At 60.4% G+C, this 24,521-nt stretch carries 26 protein-coding genes; 16 read left to right on the top strand and 10 right to left on the bottom strand.

Features of this window, described 5'->3' with window-relative positions; all coding sequences use genetic code 11:
* Window positions 1-89 precede the first annotated feature (89 nt).
* The 11 genes from EDC39_RS06080 (at window position 90) to EDC39_RS06030 (ending at window position 9,427) form a co-directional block, all read left to right on the top strand.
* Complete coding sequence (locus EDC39_RS06080) at window positions 90-587, top strand: YcxB family protein (protein WP_148895492.1); 498 nt, start codon at window positions 90-92, stop codon at window positions 585-587.
* A 194-nt stretch (window positions 588-781) separates the two neighbouring features.
* Window positions 782-2,092, top strand: coding sequence for a hypothetical protein (locus EDC39_RS06075; protein ID WP_148895491.1), 1,311 nt, complete (start codon window positions 782-784; stop codon window positions 2,090-2,092).
* Complete coding sequence (locus EDC39_RS06070) at window positions 2,089-2,994, top strand: DMT family transporter (RefSeq protein ID WP_148895490.1); 906 nt, start codon at window positions 2,089-2,091, stop codon at window positions 2,992-2,994. Before EDC39_RS06075 ends, EDC39_RS06070 begins: the two co-directional genes overlap by 4 nt.
* Window positions 2,991-3,878 (top strand): DMT family transporter, encoded by an 888-nt coding sequence (locus EDC39_RS06065; RefSeq protein WP_148895489.1) that lies wholly within the window; start codon window positions 2,991-2,993, stop codon window positions 3,876-3,878. Before EDC39_RS06070 ends, EDC39_RS06065 begins: the two co-directional genes overlap by 4 nt.
* A 141-nt stretch (window positions 3,879-4,019) precedes the next feature.
* Window positions 4,020-4,979, top strand: coding sequence for a glycosyltransferase (locus EDC39_RS06060; RefSeq protein ID WP_187426670.1), 960 nt, complete (start codon window positions 4,020-4,022; stop codon window positions 4,977-4,979).
* Window positions 4,972-5,727 carry a sulfotransferase family protein gene (locus tag EDC39_RS06055; protein ID WP_187426669.1) on the top strand — a complete coding sequence of 252 codons (756 nt, stop codon included), beginning with the start codon at window positions 4,972-4,974 and terminating at the stop codon, window positions 5,725-5,727. Before EDC39_RS06060 ends, EDC39_RS06055 begins: the two co-directional genes overlap by 8 nt.
* A gap of 2 nt (window positions 5,728-5,729) precedes the next feature.
* Window positions 5,730-6,110 (top strand): hypothetical protein, encoded by a 381-nt coding sequence (locus EDC39_RS06050; protein ID WP_148895486.1) that lies wholly within the window; start codon window positions 5,730-5,732, stop codon window positions 6,108-6,110.
* Window positions 6,079-6,621, top strand: a complete 543-nt coding sequence (locus EDC39_RS15700; protein ID WP_148895485.1) for an acyltransferase — start codon at window positions 6,079-6,081, stop codon at window positions 6,619-6,621. The genes EDC39_RS06050 and EDC39_RS15700 overlap by 32 nt, the downstream gene beginning before the upstream one ends.
* Window positions 6,621-6,935, top strand: a complete 315-nt coding sequence (locus tag EDC39_RS06040) for a hypothetical protein (protein WP_148895484.1) — start codon at window positions 6,621-6,623, stop codon at window positions 6,933-6,935. Before EDC39_RS15700 ends, EDC39_RS06040 begins: the two co-directional genes overlap by 1 nt.
* 10 nt (window positions 6,936-6,945) lie before the next feature.
* Window positions 6,946-8,082 (top strand): dTDP-4-amino-4,6-dideoxygalactose transaminase, encoded by a 1,137-nt coding sequence (gene rffA, locus EDC39_RS06035; protein ID WP_148895483.1) that lies wholly within the window; start codon window positions 6,946-6,948, stop codon window positions 8,080-8,082.
* The gene (locus EDC39_RS06030) at window positions 8,060-9,427 is read left to right on the top strand and encodes a hypothetical protein (protein ID WP_148895482.1); all 1,368 of its coding nucleotides are present in this window, start codon (window positions 8,060-8,062) and stop codon (window positions 9,425-9,427) included. Before rffA ends, EDC39_RS06030 begins: the two co-directional genes overlap by 23 nt.
* On the opposite strand, the gene EDC39_RS06025 is transcribed toward EDC39_RS06030, so the two are convergent.
* The 4 genes from EDC39_RS06025 to EDC39_RS06010 all read right to left on the bottom strand — a co-directional run bounded on the left by EDC39_RS06025 (window position 9,414) and on the right by EDC39_RS06010 (window position 14,683).
* Window positions 9,414-10,133, bottom strand: coding sequence for a class I SAM-dependent methyltransferase (locus tag EDC39_RS06025; RefSeq protein ID WP_148895481.1), 720 nt, complete (start codon window positions 10,131-10,133; stop codon window positions 9,414-9,416). The genes EDC39_RS06030 and EDC39_RS06025 overlap by 14 nt on opposite strands.
* Window positions 10,133-11,809, bottom strand: coding sequence for an energy-dependent translational throttle protein EttA (ettA, locus tag EDC39_RS06020; protein ID WP_148895480.1), 1,677 nt, complete (start codon window positions 11,807-11,809; stop codon window positions 10,133-10,135). Before ettA ends, EDC39_RS06025 begins: the two co-directional genes overlap by 1 nt.
* 274 nt (window positions 11,810-12,083) lie before the next feature.
* Window positions 12,084-12,494: a GFA family protein gene (locus EDC39_RS06015; RefSeq protein WP_187426668.1), complete on the bottom strand. Its 411-nt coding sequence runs from the start codon at window positions 12,492-12,494 to the stop codon at window positions 12,084-12,086.
* Between the two features lie 41 nt (window positions 12,495-12,535).
* Entirely contained in the window at window positions 12,536-14,683 is a 2,148-nt protein-coding gene (locus EDC39_RS06010) for an FAD-dependent oxidoreductase (RefSeq protein ID WP_148895478.1), read from the bottom strand.
* A 310-nt stretch (window positions 14,684-14,993) separates the two neighbouring features.
* On the opposite strand from EDC39_RS06010, the gene EDC39_RS06005 reads away from it, so the two are divergent.
* Both EDC39_RS06005 and EDC39_RS06000 read left to right on the top strand, forming a co-directional pair.
* Window positions 14,994-15,485 (top strand): type II secretion system protein, encoded by a 492-nt coding sequence (locus EDC39_RS06005; RefSeq protein ID WP_187426667.1) that lies wholly within the window; start codon window positions 14,994-14,996, stop codon window positions 15,483-15,485.
* Between the two features lie 50 nt (window positions 15,486-15,535).
* Window positions 15,536-16,444 (top strand): hypothetical protein, encoded by a 909-nt coding sequence (locus EDC39_RS06000; protein ID WP_148895476.1) that lies wholly within the window; start codon window positions 15,536-15,538, stop codon window positions 16,442-16,444.
* Window positions 16,445-16,494: 50 nt separating this feature from the next.
* Here EDC39_RS06000 and EDC39_RS05995 read toward each other — a convergent pair whose 3' ends face one another.
* The 4 genes from EDC39_RS05995 to EDC39_RS05980 form a co-directional block, all read right to left on the bottom strand.
* Complete coding sequence (locus EDC39_RS05995) at window positions 16,495-17,025, bottom strand: shikimate kinase (protein ID WP_148895475.1); 531 nt, start codon at window positions 17,023-17,025, stop codon at window positions 16,495-16,497.
* 100 nt (window positions 17,026-17,125) lie between these two features.
* Entirely contained in the window at window positions 17,126-18,154 is a 1,029-nt protein-coding gene (locus EDC39_RS05990; RefSeq protein ID WP_148895474.1) for a GPMC system family 4 glycosyltransferase, read from the bottom strand.
* Window positions 18,142-18,969 carry a carbohydrate deacetylase gene (locus tag EDC39_RS05985; protein WP_148895473.1) on the bottom strand — a complete coding sequence of 276 codons (828 nt, stop codon included), beginning with the start codon at window positions 18,967-18,969 and terminating at the stop codon, window positions 18,142-18,144. The genes EDC39_RS05990 and EDC39_RS05985 overlap by 13 nt, the downstream gene beginning before the upstream one ends.
* Window positions 18,970-18,992: 23 nt before the next feature.
* Window positions 18,993-19,991 (bottom strand): NAD(P)H-quinone oxidoreductase, encoded by a 999-nt coding sequence (locus EDC39_RS05980; RefSeq protein WP_148895472.1) that lies wholly within the window; start codon window positions 19,989-19,991, stop codon window positions 18,993-18,995.
* 193 nt (window positions 19,992-20,184) lie between these two features.
* Between EDC39_RS05980 and EDC39_RS15525 the strand changes: the two genes are divergently transcribed.
* Both EDC39_RS15525 and EDC39_RS05970 read left to right on the top strand, forming a co-directional pair.
* Window positions 20,185-20,745, top strand: coding sequence for a rubredoxin-like domain-containing protein (locus EDC39_RS15525; RefSeq protein WP_148895471.1), 561 nt, complete (start codon window positions 20,185-20,187; stop codon window positions 20,743-20,745).
* Window positions 20,746-20,766: 21 nt separating this feature from the next.
* Window positions 20,767-21,441, top strand: coding sequence for a nitrite/sulfite reductase domain-containing protein (locus EDC39_RS05970; protein ID WP_148895470.1), 675 nt, complete (start codon window positions 20,767-20,769; stop codon window positions 21,439-21,441).
* 186 nt (window positions 21,442-21,627) lie between these two features.
* Here the strand turns inward: EDC39_RS05970 and EDC39_RS05965 are convergent, their stop codons facing one another.
* Window positions 21,628-22,335 carry a response regulator transcription factor gene (locus tag EDC39_RS05965; protein WP_148895469.1) on the bottom strand — a complete coding sequence of 236 codons (708 nt, stop codon included), beginning with the start codon at window positions 22,333-22,335 and terminating at the stop codon, window positions 21,628-21,630.
* On the bottom strand, window positions 22,332-23,300 hold the full coding sequence (locus tag EDC39_RS05960; RefSeq protein ID WP_148895468.1) for a sensor histidine kinase: 969 nt from the start codon (window positions 23,298-23,300) through the stop codon (window positions 22,332-22,334). Before EDC39_RS05960 ends, EDC39_RS05965 begins: the two co-directional genes overlap by 4 nt.
* Before the next feature lie 119 nt (window positions 23,301-23,419).
* Between EDC39_RS05960 and EDC39_RS05955 the strand changes: the two genes are divergently transcribed.
* Window positions 23,420-24,505, top strand: a complete 1,086-nt coding sequence (locus EDC39_RS05955; protein ID WP_148895467.1) for an NAD(P)H-dependent flavin oxidoreductase — start codon at window positions 23,420-23,422, stop codon at window positions 24,503-24,505.
* Window positions 24,506-24,521 lie beyond the last annotated feature (16 nt).

Genomic DNA, 24,521 nt, shown 5'->3' with positions numbered 1-24,521 from the left:
ACAAGGGGGACGGCCGATTTTTTTTCGGCGGCGGTGTCGGCGGACATTTTTTCTTTTCCGGGCTTTTGTCTTCTGGCACCATGTCCCCCATGTCGAGGCCGGTTCTGCTGAGCTATGAACTGACCGCCGAGCTCTGGCGGCGTTTTCTGGAGGCGCATTACGCCTGCGACAGGTCGCTGAAGTGGCGTTACCTGTGGGGCGTATGCTGTATCGTCATTGGCTGCCTCGGATTCGGCGGTTTCTACGAGTCGGGGACCCTTGCCGCGCTGCTGCTGGTCACCGGTTTTTACGGTGTGCTGTCGAAGCCGCTTCTGGTCGTCCGTTCCCTGCGTCGGGCCGGTCGACACCCCTTTTTCGGGCGCGAACTGACCGTTTCGGCCGGGCCGGAAGAGCTTGCCGTCCGCAGCGGCAACGAAGGATACAGCCAGCCGTGGGACAATTTTGCCGGATACCGTCAGCTCGATCCCGGTCTGCTTCTCTACCACGACCACGACGCCTTCTTTTTCATTCCCGCCCAGGCGATGTCGGCCGGCGACCGCGGGCGGATTCGCGAATACCTCGAGGCGGCGGGCGTGCCGCGCTGGTGAGCGACGAGGACCGTTCTTTTCCGCTGGTTCCGGAGAGTGAACTTCTGTATTCTTGGCCTGAACCGGTGAGTTCATGCCTGGCACAACCGGCGGGGAGATGGACGCCGTCGCGGCCGAACATTTCACCCGCACGAACGCTTCGGCTTCCGGTCGAATTCCGTGCCCGCTTGCTCCGAGACCCTTGATTGTGCTGCATGTCGATCCGCGTTGACGAATCCCTGACCTTTTCCCGCATCTTCCGTTTCTGGTCACCACTGGCATTGACCTGGCTGTTGATGGCGGTCGAGGGGCCGCTGCTGGCGGCGCTGATCGCCCGGATGGCCGACCCGGTGACCAATCTGGCGGCTTTCGGGGTGGCCTATGCCTTTGCCCTGGTGGCCGAAGCGCCGGTGATCATGCTGATGAGCGCAGCCACGGCGCTCTGTCGCGACGCGGAATCCTACCGGCGACTGCGCATCTTCACTTTGCTGCTCAGCGGCGGGGTGACGCTGCTGCTGGTCCTGCTGCTGGTCCCGCAGGTTTTCACCCTGGTCATCGAGCGCTGGGTCGGTCTGCCGTGTCAGATCGCCGGGCCGACCCGGCAGGCGCTGTTCTGGCTGCTTCCCTGGCCCGGCGCGATCGGCCTGCGGCGTTTCTACCAGGGGGTGCTGATCGCCGACGGCCGCACCCGGCGGGTGACGGTCGGCACCCTGGCGCGGGTCGGGCTGATGGCCCTGAGCGGCTTTCTGCTGGCCGGCACGGAGATGCTTTCCGGGGCGGCGGCCGGTGGACTGGCGCTTTCGGCCGGGGTCGTGGCGGAGATGCTGGTGGCGCTGCGGCTGACGCGGCCGTCGGTCCGGCGCCTGCTGCGGCTGGCCGGGGAGGCGGAAACGCCGGATTTCCGTGCCATCCTGCGGTTTTATCTGCCCCTGGCCATGACGCCTCTCATCGGCCTGAGTATTCAGCCGGTGGTGACCTTTTTTCTCGGTCGCGGGCAAAACGCCATCGAGTCGCTGGCGGTGCTGCCGGTCCTGTACGGCCTGACCTTCATTTTTCGGGCCCTCGGACTCAGCTACCAGGAGGCGGCCATCGCCCTGGTCGGACGGAAGATGGAGCACCGCCGCGAAGCGGGGCGTTTCGCGCTCGCCCTGGGCGGCGCCTGCGTCGGGCTGCTCGGCTTGATCGCCCTGACGCCGCTGGCCGATCTCTGGCTGCGGGGCGTTTCCGGGCTGGCGCCGGAGCTGGCGCGGTTCGCCCGCTGGCCGCTGGGACTGATGGTGCTGCTGCCGGGCCTGACGGTCTGGATCACCTGGCAGCGTTCGCTGCTGGTGCTGGCCAAGCGCACCACGCCGGTTTCCATCGCCACAGCGGTGGAGGCGGCGGCGATCCTGCTGCTGTTGACGCTGCTGATTCCCCGGATGCCCTGGCCGGGCATCAGCATCGCCGCCCTGGCCCTGACCGCCGGGCGTTTCCTGGCCATTTTTTACCTGATGCCCTATTGCCGGAGGAGGAGTCTGCCGTCATGAACACATCGTCCAGCCGCACCGCCGGCGTCTTCTTCGTGCTCGGCGCCGCCCTGCTCTGGGGTACGACCGGCACCGCCCAGGCTTTCGCTCCGGCCGGGTTCGATCCGACGGTGATCGGCACTCTGCGCCTGGTGGTCGGCGGCGTGGCGCTGCTGGCCCTGGCCGGCACCCGGAGGGAAATCGCTCCCTTGCGGGAATGGAGGATCTTGCCGCTGCTTCTGGCCGGACTCTTTACCGCCGGCTACCAGCTCTGTTTCTTCGCCGCCGTCGCCCGCACCGGGGTTGCCGTCGGCACCATTGTCGGCATCGGCAGTTCGCCGATCGCCGCCGGCATTCTCGGCTTTCTGTTTCGCGGCGAGCGACCGGGGCGGCGCTGGGCGCTGGCGACGGTTCTGGCGATCATCGGCTGTTCCCTGCTGAGCCTCGGCGGTGGCCGGGTCCAGGTCGATCCGCTCGGCATTCTGCTGGCTCTGGGAGCCGGCGCTTCCTATGCCGCCTACACCCTGGCGATCAAGGGGCTGCTGGAGGAGCATTCCCCCAACGCGGTGATGGCGCTGGTGGTCTGCGCCGGTGCGCTGATGCTGTCGCCGCTGCTGCTCGGCCGCGACCTTTCTTGGGTGCTGCAGCCGCGAGCCATTGCCGTTGTCCTGCACCTGGGGCTGGCGACCATGGCGCTCTCTTACTGGCTGTTCGCCCGCGGGCTGCGGACGGTGCCGGTTGCCACGGCGGTGACCCTGTCCCTGGCCGAGCCGATGACCGCCAGTCTGCTGGGGATTTTCGTTCTCGGCGAGGTGTTGACCCTGCGGGCTTTCAGCGGCATCGGCCTGATTTTTTCAGGCCTGATGATTCTCGCCCTGCCGGCCGGACTGGCGGCGCGTGCAAAGAGGAGGAACATTCGGTGAAGAACCAGCGCAAGGCGATGGCGTACGGGCTTGTCACGGTTCTGCTCTGGTCGACCGTCGCTTCGGCTTTCAAGCTTTCGCTTCGGTATCTCGAACCGGCCCACCTGCTGCTCTATTCCGGATCCTTTTCCACCCTGCTGCTGGCGGTCATCCTCGCCTGCCAGGGAAAATTCGGGCGGGTCTTCCGCTGCAGCCGCGGAGAGTACGGCATGTCGCTGCTGCTCGGCCTGCTCAATCCCTTTCTCTATTACCAGGTTCTCTTCAAGGCTTACGATCTGCTGCCGGCGCAGCAGGCCCAGCCGCTCAACTACACCTGGGCCATCACCCTCAGCCTGCTGGCGATTCCGCTTTTGGGCCAGAAATTCAAGTGGAAGGAGTTCGCCGCCCTGTTGCTCAGTTATTGCGGGGTGGTGGTGATCTCGACCGAGGGCGATCTGCTCGGCCTGCACTTCTCCAACCCGCTTGGTGTCGCTCTGGCCCTGGCGAGTACGGTGATCTGGGCGCTCTACTGGATTTTCAATACCCGTGACCGGCGTGATCCGGTGGTGGCCCTGCTGGCCAACTTTCTGTTCGGTCTGCCTTTTGTGTTCGGCTATTGTCTGCTTTTCACCGACCTGAGCTGGCCGCCGCTGCCGGGGCTGCTGGGCGCTGTCTATGTAGGCACCTTCGAGATGGGGGCCTGCTTCGTTTTCTGGCTGCTGGCCATGAAGTACGCCGAGAGCACGGCGCGGGTCAGCAACCTGATCTTTCTTTCACCCTTTCTGTCGCTGGTACTGATTCACTTTCTGGTTGGGGAGGAGATTCTGTCCTCGACTCTGGTCGGGCTGGTGCTGATCGTCGCCGGGCTGATCGTGCAGCAGTGGCCGGGGAGGAAGGGGGGATAATATTCAAAGTTGCTTTGCGTGTGAGATTGATTTTATCATTTCCGCTACTATGGCCGAATGGCAACGTTGTGGTTTTTTTTCTTTTGCGTCATCATTTCGTGAATGTTTTTGTATGCCAACCGAGAAGCATTTTCTCTCGAGATGAACGAGCAGGGGGATCAATTGGGACAGGATGGCCTAAAATACAGTGTAGTCATACCAGTATACAACAGCGAGCGGATTGTCGGGGAAACGATTGACAGAACAGTCGATTTCTTCGAAAGGGAGAAACTCGATTACGAGATCATCCTGGTCAATGACGGCAGCTCGGATAACAGTTTTGAAATTCTTAAAGAGAAGGCACGCCTGAACAAGAATATTATCGCTGTCGATCTATTGAAGAACTACGGGCAGCACACGGCCAATTTCTGCGGGTTCAAAAAATCAACAGGTGATTATCTGATCACCATGGACGATGACCTGCAAAATCCTCCAGAGGAAATCGCCAAACTGATCAATGCGGTTAAGGATGGCTATGACGTCGTCTTCGGAGTCTTTCGTGAGAAGAAACACGCAGGTTACCGTAAAATAGGCACAAGAATCATCTCATTTGTCAACCGCAAGATTTTTGGCAAGCCAAAGGACCTGATCCTGTCCAATTTTCGCATTATCCGGCGGGATGTTGTCGACCGTATCTGTCAGTACAAGACGGGCTACCCCTATATTCCAGGCCTGGTCCTTATGTTTTCTTCCAAACAGGGGAATGTGCTGGTGGAGCATCACGAGCGTAAGGTTGGCAAGAGCGGTTACACTCTTTTCAAGATCGCAGAGCTCGTCATGCGGATCCTCTTCAACTATTCGTCCTACCCACTGCGGTTGGTTGCCTTCTGTGGTATCGGTGTCTCCCTGGCAAGTTTTCTGCTCGGCGGTTTTTACCTCCTGAAAGCATTTTTCCACAAAGCGGCTGTTCCGGGTTGGACGACGGTCGTTGTGCTTCTTTCTTTTTTCAATGGTATCGCCCTGCTTGTCCTTGGCATGTTGGGAGAGTACTTGATCCGCTTGGTCAATCAGACCAGCAGTTCATCCCCTTATCAGATCAAGGAGAGCGTGAATTGTGATTGATCATTTCATCATCGGAGGAGCCCAGAGAAGCGGCACGACGTTTCTTTATCGCATGCTTGATGCGCATCCTGAAATCCAGATGGCTAAGCCGGTTCGGCCCGAGCCCAAATTTTTTCTGAAAGACGATCTTTTTCAGGGAGGGCGGAAACTCTACGAAGAGACCTGTTTCGGCCCCCCGGATCCTCGGATCAGGGTTCGGGGCGAGAAGAGTACGAGCTACATCGAATATGAATCTTGCGCCCGGCGAATCCGGGCGATCCTGCCCGAGGTCAAGCTGATTTTCGTGCTACGAAACCCTGTCGAACGGGCGATCTCCAATTACTGGTTTTCCGTCAACAATGGCCTGGAGAACAGACCGATAAACGAGGCCCTTGCCGTGGGCGGCCAGAAAGCATTCACGGTAGAGGGATCGGGCCTTTCCGCCTCGCCCTACAATTATCTCGGTCGCGGGAAATATGTCGACTACCTCAATGTCTACCGGAAGTACTTTCCGGCGGAGCAGTTGAAAATCGTCCTTTTCGAAGAGATGGTCGCAGGAGGTGGTGTTGTCTATGCTGATCTGTTGTCATTTCTGGGGCTTGCACCGACAGAAGACTTGCCGGATGGCTTGGGGCCGGTCAACGCTTCGGAAAAGCACGACATCGGCCTGTCCGAAGAACTGCGACGCGAGTTGACGAGCTTTTTTCTTCCATGGAATCAACGTCTGAAGGATGAATTTCAGGTAAACACTGATCTCTGGTTGATGTGACGATGGAACGGTTCGGTCCTCTCTTGGTCGTATTTTTTGCCATCCTTCTCAATATCATTGGAGCCGTGTTGTTGAAGACGATGGCGTCGAGGCCCGATCTTAGTCTGTGGCTGCTGATTGGTGGTGTGGTTTTGGTCGCGGCAGTCAACATCCTTCGGTTTCTGGTCTGGGGATTGGCGCACAAAAAGTATCCTCTGAGTAAGACCTATCCTCTCAGCAGCCTGTTTTTTCCAATGATTTTAATTGTTTCCTACTTTTACGGCGAGGAGATCCGTTCAGGACAAATCCTGGGCGGAGCGATTGTTACCATCGGGGTGTTCTGGATAGCCTGGATCAGGGAGGTTGAGTCCGATGTTGAGGCAGGCTCTGCTGAAAAACAATAGACTGAAGTTGATAATCAACAACCTTTACGTCTATTTTATTAATCTTTTTCATGTTGTGCTTGAGGTCGTGCCAGGGTTCATTCGAAATCCTGTTCTGCGCCTTGCTGCGGGAAAATGTGGAAAGAATGTCTACTTTGACTACCGCGTCTACATGAAGTTCCCATGGCTTGTTCATTTCGGTGACAATGTAAGTGTCAATCGTGGAGTCGAGTTTTACAGTGATGGTCTGAACAAAAAAAGAATCATTATAGGATCAAATGTCAGAATAGCTCCTAATGTAAAATTTCATGCTGCCGGTCATGACTATTCGGATGATAATTTTGTCCACACTGGTGACGAAATCATTGTCGGTGACAATGTCTGGATTGGTGCTGCGTCAATTATTCTGCCGGGTGTAACCATTGGTAATGGAGCTGTTATTGGTGCCGGCAGTGTGGTGACCAAAGATGTTCCCGAAAATGCTATTGTCGCCGGAGTTCCGGCGCGTTTTGTGAAGAGCAGGAACAACTGATGGTGCTGTACTGGCTTTCTCTGCTTGCCGCCTTGCTGGGGACGGCATTTGCGCAGTTTTTTTACAAGGTCTATTTCGTCAAGAGAGAGAAAAAATATCTCTTTTTGACTCTGCTGATTTTTGTCAACGTTCCCTTGTTCTCCTATTATGCTCTCAGGGCGATCGATCTCAATATCGTCTACATGAGCACGGCGGTAACCCAGGTCATAATCGTACTGCTGTCGAAGTTCGGACTCAATGAAACAATACAGTTCCAGAAGGTATGTGCAATCGGCATAATCATCTTGGGGATGGCTGTCTATCTCTTTTTCTGAGGGAGGCCGAGTGATCAAGTTCAACAGGCCCTTTATTGCGGGCAAGGAGCTTTACTACATCAGTCAGGCCGTCATGAAATATTCACATATTTCAGGCGATGGCGAATTTACCAGGAAATGCCAGCGGTGGTTTGAGGAGACTCTTGGCTGCAAGAAGGCGTTGCTGACTCATTCCTGTACGGCCGCGCTTGAAATGGCCGCGTTGCTGTGTGATATACGGCCGGGCGATGAAGTCATCATGCCTTCCTTTACCTTTGTCTCGACCGCCAACGCTTTCGTGCTACGTGGGGCGACCCCTGTTTTTGTTGATATCCGCCCAGACACCCTGAATATCGACGAGAAGCTGCTTGCCTCCGCGGTTACGGAAAAAACCCGGGCCGTTGTACCGGTCCATTACGCAGGTGTCCCCTGCGATATGGACACCATTCTCGAGGTCGCCCGAGACAAGGGTCTGTTCGTGATCGAGGATGCAGCCCAAGCTCTGCTTTCGAAGGATGAGACTGGGTTCGCCGGTGCCCGTGGGGATTTCGGCTGCGTGAGTTTCCACGAGACCAAGAACATTATCAGCGGCGAGGGTGGGGCACTGTTCGTCAACAACGAGCAATTCATCGAACGGGCCGAGATCATCCGGGAGAAGGGGACCAATCGCAGCAAGTTCTTCCGTGGGGAGGTTGACAAGTACACTTGGGTCGATGTCGGCTCATCTTTTCTGCCGAGCGACATCATTGCGGCATTTCTCTACGCCCAGCTCGAGCACGCCGAAGAGATCGTGACGCGCCGGAAAGAGCTGCTCATTTCCTATCGGGAGAAGCTGGAGGATCTGGAGTGCCGGGGCATGTGTCAACTCCCCGCCAGGGAGACCCTGGAGTCTTCCAGCGGACATATCTTCTACCTGCTGTGCCGTTCTTTAGAGGATCGGGACGCTCTGCTCGCCTTTTTGAAACAGAGAGGCATCGGCGGCGTGTTTCATTATGTTCCCCTGCATGATTCCCCTTTTGGTAAGCAGGTGTGCAGAGTCCATGGGACGATGAAGGAAACGCTCAGGGCGGCAGGATCCTTGCTGCGTTTGCCCCTTTACTACGAAATGACCGATGAAGAGCAGGATCGATGCGTCGAGGCTGTTTATGAATTTTATCAAGACAAGTAAATCCATTGCCTTGCGAGGAGCCCCCTATGTTTGTTTTCTGATCGTTTTTGCGTATGCCTTATACGTGAATAAGGATGTCGTCCGGGCCGACCAGTGGCGGTTCTTGTTTCTGATCGAAAGATTCATGGACGGCAGCCTGTCGTGGAACGACCTTTTCATGTCGCATTCGCATCATGTCAAGCCAGGCTACAAGATCCTCTTCATTCTCAACGCAATATTGTTCCATCTGAATCTGAAACTGGAACTTTTGTTGGGCATTGTCGTCCACCTGCTTTCCCTGCTTTTGATCCGGGCTACGGTTTTCGGCAGTCAAGAGGATCAGTTCAATTCCCTTTGCTACGTTACCCTGTGCTTGACTTGGTTCAGTTTCAACCAGGTTGCCAATTTTACCTACAGCCTGCTTTCGTTCGGTGGTTTCGTAGGTACCTTTCTGATGGTTTTCTACTGCTGCTTGTTCGACAGGGCGCTGAAGGAAAATCTCTCCTATCGCTGGATGACTGCCGCCTTGTTCGGCTACGCAGGCTGTAGCCTGCTGTTTCACGGGGCACGTTCCCTGGCCGCCTTGGTTGCTTTGGTGTTGACCCTGTTTTTTTGGATCATGGCCCGCAAGCCGGCAGTTCACTGGAGGAGAATCGTATTTTTCATTTTCGGACTTGCACTGGTACAGCTTGGCTATTGGAGCTTGCTCAAGACGGGCAAAAAGGTTTCCGCCGATAGCAGTATCATGTTCGTTCTTGGTCATCCCTTTGATTCGGTTAAATATGTTTTGATTTCATTGTCTGCAGCCGTTATGCCAACCTCCTGGATGTTGAAGCGAGGAATATCTGAAGACATAATGGCGTTGGTTGGTGCTTTTTTGGTGTTTACTACTATATTCATTCTTTATCTGTTTTTCAGGTATAGGCTGTATGAAAAAACAGTTGTTCCTCTGATATTTGTAATTTACTCTTTCATGTTTGTGTTTGAGATTCTGGTAGGACGATTTGGCAAAGGATTTCCAATAACTAATGGTGCTTCGCCAAGATATGTTTTCGACATCCAGATGTTGACAGTTGGTCTGCTGATTGTCACGGCAATTTATCTGCAGGACAAATCGTCCTTCATGTTACTGAGGCGAATCGCCTTCTTTTTTGTTTCTGGAATTTTTGTGATTCAGTTGATCGTGATGGTGAACAGTTTGCAGAGAATGAAAATAGTGAAAAAGTCGCAGGAAAAAATGGCGGCCATTATCTTGTCGGGAGACTTTTCTGCGGCTCCAAGGTGGGTTTGCCCTGACAAGAGTCTTTGTCAGGAAAAGGTCCAATTTCTGAAGTTGAACCATCTAAGTGTTTTTAAATACAAGTAAAATTCCCGTGTTTTGTAACCTCACCTCGAAGTAATGTGTCTGGGGATAGAATTTTCCAGCCACACTTGACCGCCATCCCCCGCAGGACGCGGCGGAGGATGGCCGGGGCTCCGGCGATCTGCAGTTCGTCGAGCTGTTCGAGAACAAAGCCGCCGGAACGGATGGTCGCGGCGGTGTCACGGGTCAGGTGGCAGTTGCAGGCGACCTGTTTCCAGAGCGGTTCCCAGAACCGTTGCCAGCGGCGGGTGGCGGGCTGGTCGGAGAGGACGTGCTCCAGAAAGAGCAGGCAGCCTCCGGGGCGCAGCACCCGGCGGATCTCCTCCAAGGCGGCCTGCGGGCTGTCGACCGAGCAGAGCACCAGGGTCGAGACGACGGTGTCGAAGCTGGCGGCGGGGAAGGGGAGCTGTTCGGCGCCGTGAGTGCAGATGACCGCCGGCAGCGGGGCAGCCGTCAGCTTTTTCTGCAGCTGCTGGCACATGAAGGGATCGGGTTCGCCGAGCACCAGCCGGGTCAGCCCCGGCGGATAGTGGGGCAGGTTGCTTCCGGTGCCGCTGCCGATTTCCAGCACCGCGCCCTGCGCCTGTTCGAGCAGTTCCCGGCGCCAGGCGCCGAGGCAGCGGCGTTCGGCGCTGGCCATGGCCCGATCGTAGACGGCGGCGAACAGGCGCCGGTAACTGTTTTGCAGTCTTCCGGGCCGGGTGCACATCAGCGGGTCAGGTTCCGGTAGCGGATGCGGTGTGGCTGATCGGCGTCCCGGCCGTGGCGCTTGCGGTAATCTTCCTCGTATTCGGAATAGTTGCCCTCGAACCAGACCACCTGTGAATCGCCCTCAAAGGCGAGGATGTGGGTGGCGATGCGGTCGAGAAACCAGCGGTCGTGGCTGATGACCACGGCGCAGCCGCCGAAGTTCTCCAGGGCTTCTTCCAGGGCCCGCAGGGTGTTGACGTCGAGGTCGTTGGTCGGCTCGTCCAGCAGCAGCACGTTGGCCCTCGAGTGCAGCATCTTGGCCAGATGAACCCGGTTGCGTTCGCCGCCGGAGAGGGAGCCGACCTTTTTCTGCTGGTCCGAGCCGGAGAAGTTGAAACGGGCGACATAGCCGCGCGAGTTGATCAGCCGGCCGCCGAGATCGATCTGTTCCTGCCCGCCGCTGATTTCCTCCCAGATGGTCTTGTTCGGATCGAGGGTCTCCCGGGACTGGTCGACGTAGGCGAGCTTGACCGTTTCGCCGATCCGGATGGTGCCGGAATCGGGCTGCTCCTGGCCGGTGATCATCCGGAACAGGGTGGTCTTGCCGGCCCCGTTGGGGCCGATGACCCCGACGATGCCGCCGGGCGGCAGGCGGAAACTCATGTTGTCGATGAGAAGCTTGTCGCCGAAGCTTTTCCGCACGTTTTCCGCCTCGATGACCAGGCTGCCCAGGCGAGGCCCCGGCGGGATGAAGAGTTCGAGATCTTTTTCACGCTGAACCGCTTCCTGGCCGAGCAGTTTTTCGTAGGCGTTGATGCGGGCCTGGCTTTTGGCGTGGCGGCCCCTGGGCGACATGCGGATCCATTCCAGCTCGCGCTGCAGGGTCTTCTGGCGGGCGCTTTCGGCCTTTTCTTCCCGGCGCAGGCGTTCCTGTTTCTGCTCGAGCCAGCTCGAATAGTTCCCCTTCCAGGGGATGCCGTGGCCGCGGTCCAGCTCAAGTATCCAGCCGGCGACATTGTCGAGAAAGTAGCGGTCATGGGTGACGGCGATGACCGTTCCTTCGTAGCGCTGCAGGTGTTGCTCCAGCCAGGCGACGGTCTCGGCGTCGAGGTGGTTGGTCGGCTCATCCAGGAGCAGGATGTCGGGCTTTTGCAGCAGCAGGCGGCAGAGCGCCACCCGGCGGCGTTCCCCGCCGGAGAGAACCTTGATCGGCGTGTCGGGCGGCGGGCAGCGCAGGGCTTCTTCGGCCAGGTCGAGCCGTGAATCGAGGTCCCAGGCGTCGAGGGCGTCGAGCTTTTCCTGCACTTCTCCCTGTCGCGCGAGCAGCTTGTCCATGTCGGCGTCGGGATCGGCGAAGGCGTTGTTGATCTGCTCGAATTCCGCCAGCAGGTCGACGATTTCCTGGACGCCTTCCTGCACCACTTCGCGCACGGTCTTGGTTTCGTCCAGTTGCGGTTCCTGCTCGAGATAGCCGACCGTGTAGCCCTCGGAGAGGACCGCCTCGCCGTTGAAATCCTTGTCCATCCCGGCCATGATCCGCAGCAGGGTCGATTTGCCCGAGCCGTTCAGGCCGAGGACGCCGATCTTGGCGCCGTAGAAGTAGGAGAGGGAGATATCCCTGAGAACGGGCTGCTTGTTGTAGTACTTGCTCACCCGCATCATGGTGTAGATGACTTTTTTGCTGTCTTCGCTCATGGAAAAACCTCTGGTTGAAAAGCGGCCGCCAAGACGCCAGGGACGACAAGAAAACCTTTTTTAACGCGGAGACGCGAGAGAGGGAGAGGCCGCAGAGAAAAACCCAATAGGGATTTTGGTTTCAAACAAAGATTTTCTCTCCGTCTCTGCCCCTCTCCGCCTCAGCGTCAAGGAATTTCGCTTTTGAATGTCTTGGCGGCGGAATAGGTTGCAACTGTTGAACCGGACTTATACACCAACCAGCTCGGGATAAACAAGCCGTGCGGAGCTCTGGTTACTCCCCGAGCACCTCGGGGTAACTGGTGATGGCATCGATACCGCGAACCCAGTCGAGCTGGCTGGAGCAGAAGATGTTGGCGGTCGGGCGGAGCGTTTGCGGGGTGTCGAGGGTGCCGAGAAAGAGCATGCGAAATTGCGGATAGCGGCTGTTGGTGTTGAACAGCGGCGTGCCGCAGTGCCGGCAGAAATGCTTGTGCACCCGCTCGGAATAGCCGTAGCCGGCGAGCGCGCCCCGGGCATCCTGCAGCTCGAAAAACCGTTCCGGGATCACGGCGTAGCTGCTGAAGGCCGCACCGTTGTGCCGGCGGCACATGGAGCAGTGGCAGTTGACGACCGACCGCGGCCGGCGACGGAGGGTGTAGCTGACGGCGCCGCAGGCGCAGCGTCCGGTGAGTGGTTCGCTCATGGCTGTCTCCCTGGCTGAAAGGTTCGTTTCGGTTGGCCTCGTCATGCTTTGTTGCGGCGCCAGGCATGGAATTTCTCGACCCAGCGCAGCAGTCTTTCGGGGGCGTGTTCCTTTTTCCACAGCCCAGCTGCCATCTTGTTTGCTTCGGCGAGAGTCGGATAGATGTGGATGGTGCCGAGGATCTTGTTCAGCCCCAGCCCGTGTTTAATGGCCAGAACATATTCGGCCAGCAGGTCGCCGGCATGGGGGGCGACGATGGTGACGCCGAGGATCTTGTCCGATCCCCTGCGGGTCAGTACTTTTACCCATCCATGATCTTCCGAGTCGGCGATGGCCCGGTCGAGATCATCCAGCCCGTAACGGGTCACCTCGAAGGCCAGCCCCAGCTCCCTGGCCTCGGTTTCGTTCAAACCCACCCGGGCGACTTCGGGGTCGGTGAAGGTACACCAGGGGATGACCCGGTAGTCGACCTTGAATTTCTTGAAGTCGCCGAACAGGGCGTTGACCGCGGCGTACCATGCCTGGTGTCCGGCGGTGTGGGTGAACTGGTAGGGACCGGTGACGTCCCCGGCGCAGAAGATTGTGGGGATGTTGGTGCGCAAAAAGGGATCGGTTTCGAGGCTTCTCCGGTCGTTCAGGCGCACGCCGAGTTCCTCCAGTCCGAAGCCTGTGACGTTGGGACGGCGGCCGAGGGCGACCAGCAGGCGGTCGAACTCGATCTGTACCTCTTCGCCCCGGTGCTCGCAGAGCAGGATCTGCCGGCCGTCTTCGACCAGCACTTCCCGGGCCCGGTGCCCGGTCAGCACCCTGGCCCCCTCGGCCTCGAAGCGCTGGCGAATGAAATCGGCGGCGTCGGCATCCTCGCGTCCCATGATTTGCGGACCTTTTTCCACCAGGGTGACCTTCGCACCGAGGCGGGTGAAGGCCTGGGTCATTTCGCAGCCGATCGGGCCGCCGCCGAGCACCACCAGTTTTTGCGGCAGTTCACGCAGTTCCCAGATCGTGTCGGATGTCAGGTAGTCGACCTGTTCGATCCCCTTGATCGGCGGCACGAAGGGAGTGGCGCCTGTGGCGACCACGATCGCCCGGGTGGTCAGGGTGCGGCCGTCGACTTCGACCGTCCAGGGGGAGGTGACGCGCGCCTCGCCCAGGATGCAGTCGACGCCGAGTTCGCGGTAGCGCTCGGCTGAATCGTGGGGTTCGATCTCGGCGATGATCCGCTGCACCCGCTCCATCACTTCGGCGAAGTCGAATTCCACCTCCATCTTTTTCAGTCCGAATTCCTTGGCCCGGCGTGCGTAGCCGAGCATCTTCGCCGTGCGGATCAGCGCCTTGCTCGGCACGCAGCCAGTGTTCAGACAGTCACCGCCCATTTTGTGTCTTTCGATCAGCGCCACCTTGGCCTTGACCGCGGCGGCGATGTAGGCGGTGACCAGTCCGGCGGAGCCGGCGCCGAGGACCACCAGGTTGTAGTCGAAGCCCTCCGGCCTGGGGAATTTCTTCATGGCCTTGCGGGTCTTGACAATCTCCAGTATTTTTTTGGCGACAAGAGGGAAGATGCCGAGGATGACGAAGGAGATGATGATGCCGGGGGAGAGAATCCCCGCCGCCGATTCGAGCCGGCCGAGCTGGGTGCCGGCGTTGACGTAGACCGCGGTGCCGGCCAGCATGCCGACCTGGCTGACCCAGTAGAAGGTGCGGACCTTCATCGGGGTCAGGCCCATCACCAGGTTGATGACGAAGAAGGGGAAGAGCGGCACCAGGCGCAGGGAGAAGAGGTAGAGGGCGCCTTCCCGCTCGATGCCGGTGTTGATGGCCCCGAGCTTGTCGCCGAACCGGGCCTGGACCCAGTCGCGCAGCAGAAAGCGGGAGACGACGAAGGCCAGGGTGGCGCCGATGCTGCTGGCGAAGGAGACCACCAGCAGGGCCGTCCAGAAACCGAACAGCGCCCCGCCGGCCAGGGTCATCACCGCCGCTCCCGGCAGGGAGAGGGCGGTGGCCAGGATGTAGAGCGTGAAGTAGAGCAGCAGGGTCTGTCCGGTGTGTTCGGCGTAATAGGCATCGAACGCCGCTTTCTGCGATTTCAGGTAGTCGAGAGTCAGGTAGCGGCCAAGGTCGAAAACGAAGAAAGCCGCGATCAGCAGCAGAAAGGTGAATACGATGGCGATACGGGCATGTTTTCCGGTCATGATGGCCTCGTGGGCATGTTGTGGGTTGCCCCCATTGGGGACATATGACACTCTTGCCAGAATATCATCCTGCTGACAATATACATGTTTTGCTGTGTTTTTTGGCACAATCTCTGCTTTCGCGCATTCAGGCTAGATGGAAAACGACCTGTCGACTGGACGCCTGTCGAATGCGGCATTTCGAGCCGCAAAAGGTCAACCGTTACGCTTTTTCTCGGAATAGATACGCAGATTCTTGGCCAGGGGAAACAGCGAGCTAGGTTTTGAAGGGATCATGAAGATTTCATCGAAGCACTTGTGGCAGACTCGGATGCCCGGCAGGACCGTGTCGAGTCGATTGAAGGAATGGTGGCCGGTTGGCGGATCCGGACAGCGGGGCTTTTCCCTTGTCGAGCTGGTGCTGGTTGTCAGTTTTCTTGGCATTCTCATGATGATCGCCATACCGACTTTCAGAAGTTTTGTCGAGCGGGCCAGGGTTTCCCGGGCCGCCGCCGATATCAGGGCCATCGAGAAGGACATCACTTCCTATGCCCTCGACTATGACCGGTATCCCAATTCCCTGAGTGACATCCATCGGGACGGGTTGCGTGATCCCTGGGGGCATCCCTACCAGTATGTCAACCTGTCGTCCGGCGCACCGCCGCGGCAGAGTACGTTTTTTATCGACCTGAACAGTGACTACGATCTCTACAGTCTCGGACAGGATGGCCAGAGTGCCCAGGTCATCTCCGACCCGGCCAGTCTCGATGACGTGATACGGGTTTCCGATGGCGGCTGGGTCGGCAAGGGAGCGAATTTCTAGCGGTCTGACTCTTTCGGAGCCGTAGCTCCGTTCAGCAAGGTGTAGCGACGATGCATTGTCCCTGTCCCAAATGTGAAGCGACCATCGACATTGCCGTCGGGGAGATCTCCGGTCAGGGCGGTTACCGGAAATGCCCGGAATGCGGTGACAAGTACTGGCTCGGCCGTGAGGATTTCACCCTGCGGGTCTACAAGAAGGATGGTCCCATCTATTGTGCCGGCTGCGGCTCTGCGCTCGGTCATGAAGATCTCTGTCTGCATTGCGGCCGGCTCTATCCCGACTATGTTCTGGTGCAGAAGGAGAAGCCGGCGGTACGCAAGGCGCGCGGGGGCGGTTTTAGTCTGGAATTCGGTGGGCGCAGCCGCCGACACGCTCCGGTCATCGTGGCGGATACTCCAGCGCGCGAACCTGTCAATCTGCGCTGGCTCTGGTATCTCGCCGCGGCGGCGCTGGTGGTGGTGCTGGTGGCGGGGGGCATCATGCTGCTGCAGGACAGGCAGGTCGGCAGCGAGTACAGCCGCAATTACGTGGTCGCTCTCTATGGTGTCAAGTCGGGGCTCGACCAGAACCTGAAGGTGGCGCGCGATCGGGCGGAAGCCTGGAGACATCAGCAGGGGTCGGCCCGGGCTGTTGCGCCGCCGATTCCCGACAAGGAGAAGAAGAGGCTGGCCAAGATCAGGACGGCCGTGGCCGGGGCGCTGGCCAGGCTGCAGGACACACCTGACGAGTACGCGGCGGCCAGAAGGCGGCTTGACCGGCTTCATGCCATCTATCTGAAGGCCCATCAGCTCAACATGGCCCGGCCCGAGTCTCCGGATGGTTACGAGCAGGCAGCCGGGGCTCTGGAAAGGGAATTTCTCGAGACGGCATCGGGACTCAGGCAGGAGATGCCGCCCGACCTGCGCAAGGCGCTGAACGAGGCGTTGCCGCGCTATCGCAATCTGGCCTTTCTGAAGTAGGTTCGATTGCGTGGATGAACAAAAAATGACACCGCCGGTGTCCTGTTTGGTCAGGCGCCGGCGGTTTTTTCGTGTCTTTTTATTGCCCGGACAACCTCGTCGACTACTTCTTCCAGGTTTTTCCCCTGCCCATCGATGGTGATTTCGGCCCAGCGCCGGTAGAGCGGCAGCCGTTCGGTGTACAGGTCGGCCAGGCCGGCACCGGGGCCGATGACCAGGCCGCGGCTCTGCATGTCGTGCAGTCGTTGCGCCAGTTCACCCAGTGGAACGTCGAGAAAGACGATGGTGCCGATGGCCGCCAGGTGGCGCATCGCCGCCTCGCTGTAGATCGCCGAGCCGCCGGTGGCGACCACGGTGTTGCAGCCGTCGAACTCGCACAGGGTCCGCTCTTCCAGCCGGCGGAAGGCCGCCGTGCCGTCCTGGTCGATGATCTGCTGCAGTTTCTTGCCGGCGCGCTGCTGGAGCAGCAGGTCGGTATCGACGAAGCCGAGCCCGAGGCGTTTGGCCAGCACCACGCCGACGGTGCTCTTGCCGGCGCCCGGCATGCCGATGAGGATGATGTTGGTTCGCTCGCGGGTCATGGAGGAAAAATTAGCACGGAATGGACGGGGTGTCTTTGGCTTGTAGTTCGGGGCGCCCCTGCGGCGGGGCGCATGCCGGTGATTGTCGGGGCATGGTTCGTTACGTCCGTGCTTCACGTTGACTGACGATGGCCTCGAGGATGGCGGCCAGCAGCCTGCCCTCGGCTTCGGCGGCATAACTGAAGGGATCGGGCCGGGCGAGGCGACGCCGCAGATCGGGATCGGTCAGCAGCCTCCGGGCCTGGCGGTGGAAACCGGTTTCGTCCCCGTAGAGCAGGCCGTTGACCTCGGGAATGACCACCGCCCGGTTGCCGGGGATGTCGCGGGCGAGGATCGGCCGGCCGAGGGTGGCGGCTTCGACCAGGGCGTTGGCGACCCCTTCGGAGAGCGAATTGTTGAGGATCAGGTCGGCCTGGCACATCGCCGCCGGCATGGCGGCGCAGGGAATCTCTCCCAGGTAGCAGGCGTGGGGACGGGTTTTAAGGGCGGCGAAAAAGGCTTCGGCGTAAGACCGGTCGAGAACCGGGCCGCAGAAGACCAGCCGGAAGGCGCTGTCTGCTCCAAGCAGATGGTCGCTCATGCGCAGCAGTTCCAGGTTGCCCTTGACCGGACGGATGCTGGCCGGATGGAGCAGCAGCAGCACATTGTCGTCCGTCATCCGGAGCCGCTCGCGCAGGGGATAATCCTGGCTCCCCAGGCGGGTGCCGGGCGGCAGCAGGTGCAGTTTTTCCCGCCAGGGCGATCCGCCGCGGCGCAGCTGTTCGAAGACGAGCCGGTTCTGCACGATGACGGCGGCGGCCCGCTGTCGGACCTGGTGAATGACGGCGGCCTTTTCCGGAATGTCCAGATCGCGGTTCAGATCGGTGCCGGTCATCAGCACCGCGAAGGGGATGTCTTTTGCTTCCGGCGTCTGCAGCCAGGGGTGTCCGCTGCGCCAGGCGTGCAGCAGCAGGGCCACGTCCGGTCTGTTTTGCCGCAGCGCGCCGGCAATGGCGGTGGTATTAATCGGGTCGGTTTCGACGCGCCGCACCTGCCAGCCCAGCTTGTCGAGCTGTTCGGCGAAGCGGGCGGCGGTGACGTGATTGCCGGTGGCGCGGGACTGCCGGGGGATGACGATCAGCAGGTGCAAGTGAGGTCTCCAAAGGTGATCAGGCGGATGTTTCGTTGTTGCAGCCGGTCGCGGATGCGCCTGCTGAGCAGCGCCTGCAGCTCGAGCTGTCGTTCCTCGCCGCCGAAAGGGTTGTCCAGGTCCCGGTAGCCGGGATGGACCATCAGTTCCCAGTCTCCGTCCGGTATCCGGTCGACGATCCGACCGAGGACGGCTTCGTCCAGCCGGTCGAGTGCCGGCATGCCGAACAGGCCGCGCGGACTGCGCTTTTCTCTGGCCCGGATAGCCCTGGCCGCTTTCGGCCCCAGCCGGCGGTAGAGCCGCATCTCTTCTCCCAGCTCGCCGTCCGGGTCGGCGGCCGGATCCTCCACCGGCAGCGGCAGACGCACGGCCGGTATCCGGTAGGTGTCGGCCAGGTCGAGAACCAGCTCCGTCATCTGCGGAAAGAGGAAAAAATGCTGATGGGTGTCGAGGTGGTCGGGACGGACGCCCAGCTCCAGGGCCCTGTCGATCTGGGCCGCCAGTTCGCGACGGATGGCCCGCAGGTCGGGAACGGTCTGCAGGATTTGGCGCAGATCCCGTTTGCCGGGGAAGGCGCCGTTCGCCCGGGTCAGCCCGGATATCGGGCCGCTCAGGGCAAAGCCGTCGGCCAGGTTGAGATGAACGCCGAGCGGCAGGCCGGCATCGAGCGCCATCCGGACCGCTTCTTTCGCGTGAGGTGCGTTGACCAGCAGCGAGGCGCTGGTGACGATGCCGTGGGTGAAAGCGTGCAGGATGCCCCGATCGGTGCCGAAACCGGCACCGAAATCGTCGGCGTTGACGATCAATCGGGGCATCCTGCCTCGAGCCCGGTCCGGACTCACCGGATTTTCAGGACGATTTTGCCGAAATGCCGGTCCTCTTCCATCATCCGGTGCGCGTCCTGCACCTGCTCGATGGGGAAGACCTTTTCGATGATCGGCACGATCCGCCGGTCGGCGAAGGCGGGCAGGGCCCGTTCGGTGAACATGCGCACGATCTCGCCCTTTTCCGGCACCGGCCGCGAACGCAGCACCGAGCCGATGATCTCCTGGCGCTTGACCATCATCAACGCCAGATTCAGTTCCGCCTTGATGCCGCTGATGACGCCGATGATCACCAGCCGGCCGGCGTAGGCGAGCGAATCCATGTTCGGCTTCAGATACTTGGCGCCGACATGATCGAGAATGACGTCGACGCCCTTCTTGCCGGTGTTGGCGGCGGTCCACTCCTTGACGATTTCCGAAAAGTCGGGCGTGGTGGTGAAGTCGATGGTCAGATCGACACCCAGCTCCTTCACCTTGGCTTCCTTGTCCGGATGGGTGGTGACGATCAGCCGGCTGGCGGGGGTCAGGGCCTTGGCCAGCTGGATGGCGGCCGTGTTGACGCCCCCGCCGCCGCCGTGAAAGATGGCCGTTTCCCCGTCCTTGAAGCGGCCGAGGACGAAGACGTTGTGAAAGGCGGTGATGTACGATTCGCAGACGCAGGCCGCCTCTTCGAAGCTCATGCTGTCCGGAACGGGAATCAGGTGACAGCCGTAGGCGACGGCGTATTCGGCGTAACCGCCGCCGCCGACCAGGGACATCACCCGGTCGCCGACTTTCCAGCCGGTTACCTCGCTGCCGACTTCCTCGATGGTGCCGGCCACTTCGAGACCGAGGATCTCCGAATCGCCGGGAGGCGGCGGATATTTTCCTTCCCGCTGTACCAGGTCGGGACGACTGATCGAACTGGCATGGACCTTGACCAGGACCTGGTCGGGCTTGGGAACCGGTTTTTCGGCCTCGCCGACGCGCAGTACCTCGACGCCGCCGAAACCGTCCATCAGAACTGCTTTCATCTCTCTCCTCCTCTTGTCGAAAACGGTAAACGGGATGTGGTCCGATTATAGGGGTTTGTCCGGTCGTTGCAAGTCTTACCGCCGCCGGTGGCAAAAGAGCGGTTTGCGCCCATGCGCGCCTGTATCCAATGACGTTTTGCAATGCCCTGCTATGCTTGTTGACAGGCCGGTGAGGGCCGGAAAGGAGATGATCATGGTGAAACGATGGCGCTGTACGGTTTGCGGCTATATCCACGAAGGGACGGAACCGCCGGCCGTCTGTCCGGCCTGCGGAGCCGATTGTTCCCGGTTCGAAGTGGTTCGCGAGGATGAACCGGCGTTTCGTGGGCCGGGGCCTTCGGTGGCCGACCACCTGCATCCGATCCTCGCCCATTTTCCCAACGGCCTGATGCCGACGACCATCTTCCTGCTGGCGGTCTCGTGGCTGTTTTCCCGCCCTGCGCTCGAAGAGGCGGTGGTCTGGATGGTCGGTCTGGTCACCTGTGTCGTGCCTCTGAACCTGCTGACCGGCATTCGCGACTGGAGGCGCTACCATGGCGGGATCAAGGCGTCGATTTTTCGCAAAAAGATCGCCTTGGGCATCGCTTTGGGCCTGATGGGAGTGGTGGCGCTGGCCCTGCGCCTGCTGGGCGGGTATGGTCTGCGGCCCCTGTATCTGACGCTGCTGTTCGGGATGCTTGCCGCCAGCGTCGCGCTCGGATATCTTGGTGGCCAGCTCATGTTCGTCGCGATTGACAAGAGCGATCCACATTGATGGAAGGAGCTGGTGGTTTTCATGGCTACAGGCAAGGATCGTCCGGAGAAGGGAGCCATCGTGCAGCGTGACCGCACGACCTACGGCATCGCTCCGCACACGCCGGCCGGCATCGTGACGCCGGAGGTGCTGCGGCGCATCGCCGATGTCGCCGAAAAGTACCAGGTCGGTCAGATCAAGCTGACCAGCGCCCAGCGCATTGCCCTGCTCGGGCTGCCGGAGGAAGAACTGGATGCGGTCTGGGCGGATCTCGGCATTAAGCCGGGGGCGCCGCTGGGGCTCTGTGTCCGTTCGGTCAAGATCTGTCCCGGCAACGACTGGTGCAAGCGCGGGCAGCAGGATTCGGTCCGGCTGGGGCTCGAGGTCGACCGGCGCTATCACGGCCGGCAACTGCCATGGAAGTTCAAGATGGGGGTTTCGGGCTGCGCCAACGACTGCGCCGAGGTCTGCCTCAAGGATCTGGGCCTGATCGGCACCGCCCGGGGCTGGCATCTGATGATCGGCGGCAACGGCGGTGCGGCGCCCCGTCTGGCCCGGCGGCTGATCGAGCATGTTCCCGGCGAGGAAGAGGCGCTGGCCATGCTGGAGCGCCTGGTCTCCTGGTTCGCGAAGCAGAATCGCAAGTGCCGGCTGGGCAAGTTGCTCGACGAGGTCGGCGAAGAGACCTTGCGCCGGGTGGCGCTGGGCGAGGAGTGATCAGGAAGCCGTCCCCGGTTTTCTTTCGTCCTGAATCAGTGAGTTCATGCCGGATGGAGAGTGCAAGTGCCTGGCCTGAATGGGTTTTCAAAAAATCTCAGGTGCACCCACAGGTCCACCGGTGATTTCTGGGAAATGCAGGCAGGTCAATGACTTGTGCTATCCGTTGGTGATGAGTTCACTGATTCAGGCCGTCTTTTCCGGTTCGAGAACCAGGCGGTAGCCGCGGCCGCGGACGGTGAGAAAATGTCTCGGCCGGGCCGGGTCCGGCTCGAAATAGCGTCGCAGCCGGACGATGAAGTTGTCGAGGGTCCGGGTCGCCGTTTCCGGCCGCATCCCCCAGGCTTCCTTCAGCAGCAGTGTCCGGTCGACTACCTCGCCGGCCCGTTCGGCAAGCACCCGCAGAAGCTTCAGTTCCTGTTCGGTCAGGGTCAGCTCGCCCCTGGCCGTCGTCGCGGTCCCCTGCCGCAGGTCGATCCGGTTGTCGCCGAAGACCAGCTCGCTCACTGTTTTCGCCTGGTACCATTCCGCCCGTTTCAGCATGCCCCGCACCCGCAGCAGGAACTCGTCGAGGGAAAAGGGCTTGATCAGGTAGTCGTCGGCGCCGAGGGCGAGTCCCTTGACCCGGTCGCGTTCCTCGGCCCGGGCCGAAAGGATCAGCACCGGCAGCCGCGGATTGCCGGTGCGCAGCCGGCGGCAGACCTCGTAGCCGGAGATGCCCGGCAGCATCAGGTCGAGGACCAGCAGGCTGACCTGCTCTCGCTGCAGCAGTTCGAGCCCCTCTTCCCCGCTCTGTGCCCACAGCACCCGGTACCCTTCGGCCTCCAGGTTGAAGATCAGGCCTTCGGCGATATGTTGTTCGTCCTCGATCAGCAGAATCGTCGGTGTACTCATCCCATCTCCTCGCCGGACGGAACCGGGCCTTTCCAGGCCGGCAGCAGCACATGGGCCGTCGTTCCCTTGCCGGGCCCCGGACTTTCGAGCCAGACCTTCCCCTTGTGCATGCGGACGATCGCCCGGACGATGAACAGCCCCAGCCCGGAGCCCCGGATGGTCTTGCCGGTCCCCTGGACCCGGTAGAACATCTTGAAGACCTTGCGCAGCTCGTCTCTGGCCAGCCCGCAGCCGTTGTCCCGAAAAGCGAAATGCAGGCGCGTGCCTTCCCGTTTCAGGCTGACGTGCAGCTGTGGGGTGCCTTCGCTGTAGAGCAGGGCATTTTCCAGCAGGTTGCGAAAGACGGTGCGCATCGACTCGGCCTCGAAGTGGGCGTGGAGATCGGGCTCGATGTCGAGGGTCATGTGACCTGCTCTGGGCAGGGCGTACATGATGTCCTTGAAGTAGGACTCGGTCAGGGCGGAGAAATTACCCGGCTTCAGCGCCAGTTTCAGCCCCTTGTGCTCCAGGCGGTTGACCGTCAGCAGGTTGCTGGTCAGGATGTCGAGCCGCTTGACGTCGGCCTGCATGGTGTCGAGAAAGGTCGCCAGACGCTCCGGGTCGACCCGGTGGCGGCGCAGGGTTTCGATGTGCAGCTGCAGCGAGGATAGGGGGGACTTCAGTTCGTGGGTGACCTGGGCGATGAAATTGCGCTGGGCGCGGTTGAGCGCGATCTGCCGGCGCCAGTAGATGAAGATGACGTAGGCGGCGGCGAGGATGGCCACCAGCAGCAGAATTCCCTCGACCAGGATGACCCAGTCGATCTGGCTGCCGGCCAGTTCAGGGCTGTAACGTTCCGCCAGCTCTCTGAGCTGCTGGTGGCGGCCCATGAACCAGTTGATCCAGCCGAGCAGGACCAGCACCCACAGGATCTGCAGGCCGACGAAGGCGAAAACGGGGTTGAAGAGACCGCGCAGCAGTTTCATGCGGTTTTTCTAGCATTCTGGAGCGAATCCGGCAAGTTTTACAGAAGTTTGACAGAAGGAAACCCGCCGCTTTGCTACCTTAAAAAAGGTTGAAACAAGCATTGACCCGGAGGTGATCCATGGTGCCAACCTTGAAAATCGGACGACACGAAGTTCCTTTTCCCCTGATTCAGGGCGGTATGGGGGTCCGCGTGTCCGGTGCCAGCCTCGCCGGCCATGTCGCTCGTTGCGGAGGCATAGGGTTGGTCGCTTCGGCGGGCATCGGTCTGGGCAGCCGTTTTTTCGAAGGAAACAACTATTTTGTCGCCGAGCCGCTGGCCATGAAGGAGGAGATCCGCAAGGCCTACGAGATCGCGCCCGACGGCGTGATCGGGGTCAACTGCATGGTCGCCGCCAGCGACTACGACGTGCTGGTGCGTTCGGCCTGCGAGGCCGGGGCCAAGCTGATCGTCAGCGGCGCCGGACTGCCGCTGAATCTGCCCGGACTGACCGAGGACTTTCCCGAAGTCGCCCTGGTGCCGATCGTTTCCTCGGTCAAGGCGGCGGAACTGATCTGCCGCAAATGGCAGCGGGGCTTCAATCGCCTGCCGGACGCCATCGTGGTCGAGGATCCGGAAACGGCGGGCGGGCATCTCGGTGCCCGGCCGGAGGATATCGGCGCCGGCACCTACGACCAGATGGCCACGGTGCGCGGCGTCAAGCGGATGCTGACCGAGAAGTTCGCGCTCGACATTCCGGTCATTACCGCCGGCGGCATCTGGGATCGCTCGGATCTGCTGCAGGCGCTGGAGGCGGGAGCCGACGGTGTGCAGATGGGAACCCGCTTCGTCACCACCGAGGAATGCGACGCCTCGCCGGCCTTCAAGCAGGCCTACATCGACTGCCGGCCGGAGGATATCGGCCTGATCATGTCGCCCGCCGGGTTGCCGGGGCGGGCCCTGAAAGCCAACGTTCCGGCGCTCGAAGAGCGCGAGAGACGTCTAGGTACGAGCTGCCCCATGGGATGTCTGCGCAAGTGCAGCTACCAGGCGTCACGGGAGCGGTTCTGCATTATCAGTGCCCTTGACCGGGCCCAGCGCGGCGACACAGAGACCGGCCTGGTCTTCTGCGGCAGCAACGCCTGGCGGGCCAGCCGCATCGAGACGGTGCAGGAGATTTTCAACGATCTGTTCGCTCTGCAAAGCGAAGAGGTGGTGAATCAGTAGTCGCCGGGTTCTTCTC

This window comes from Geothermobacter ehrlichii, from assembly GCF_008124615.1.
GTDB classification, from domain to species: domain Bacteria; phylum Desulfobacterota; class Desulfuromonadia; order Desulfuromonadales; family Geothermobacteraceae; genus Geothermobacter; species Geothermobacter ehrlichii.
Note: the sequence above shows the minus strand (reverse complement) of the source record. Positions and strands in the feature narration are given on the sequence as shown.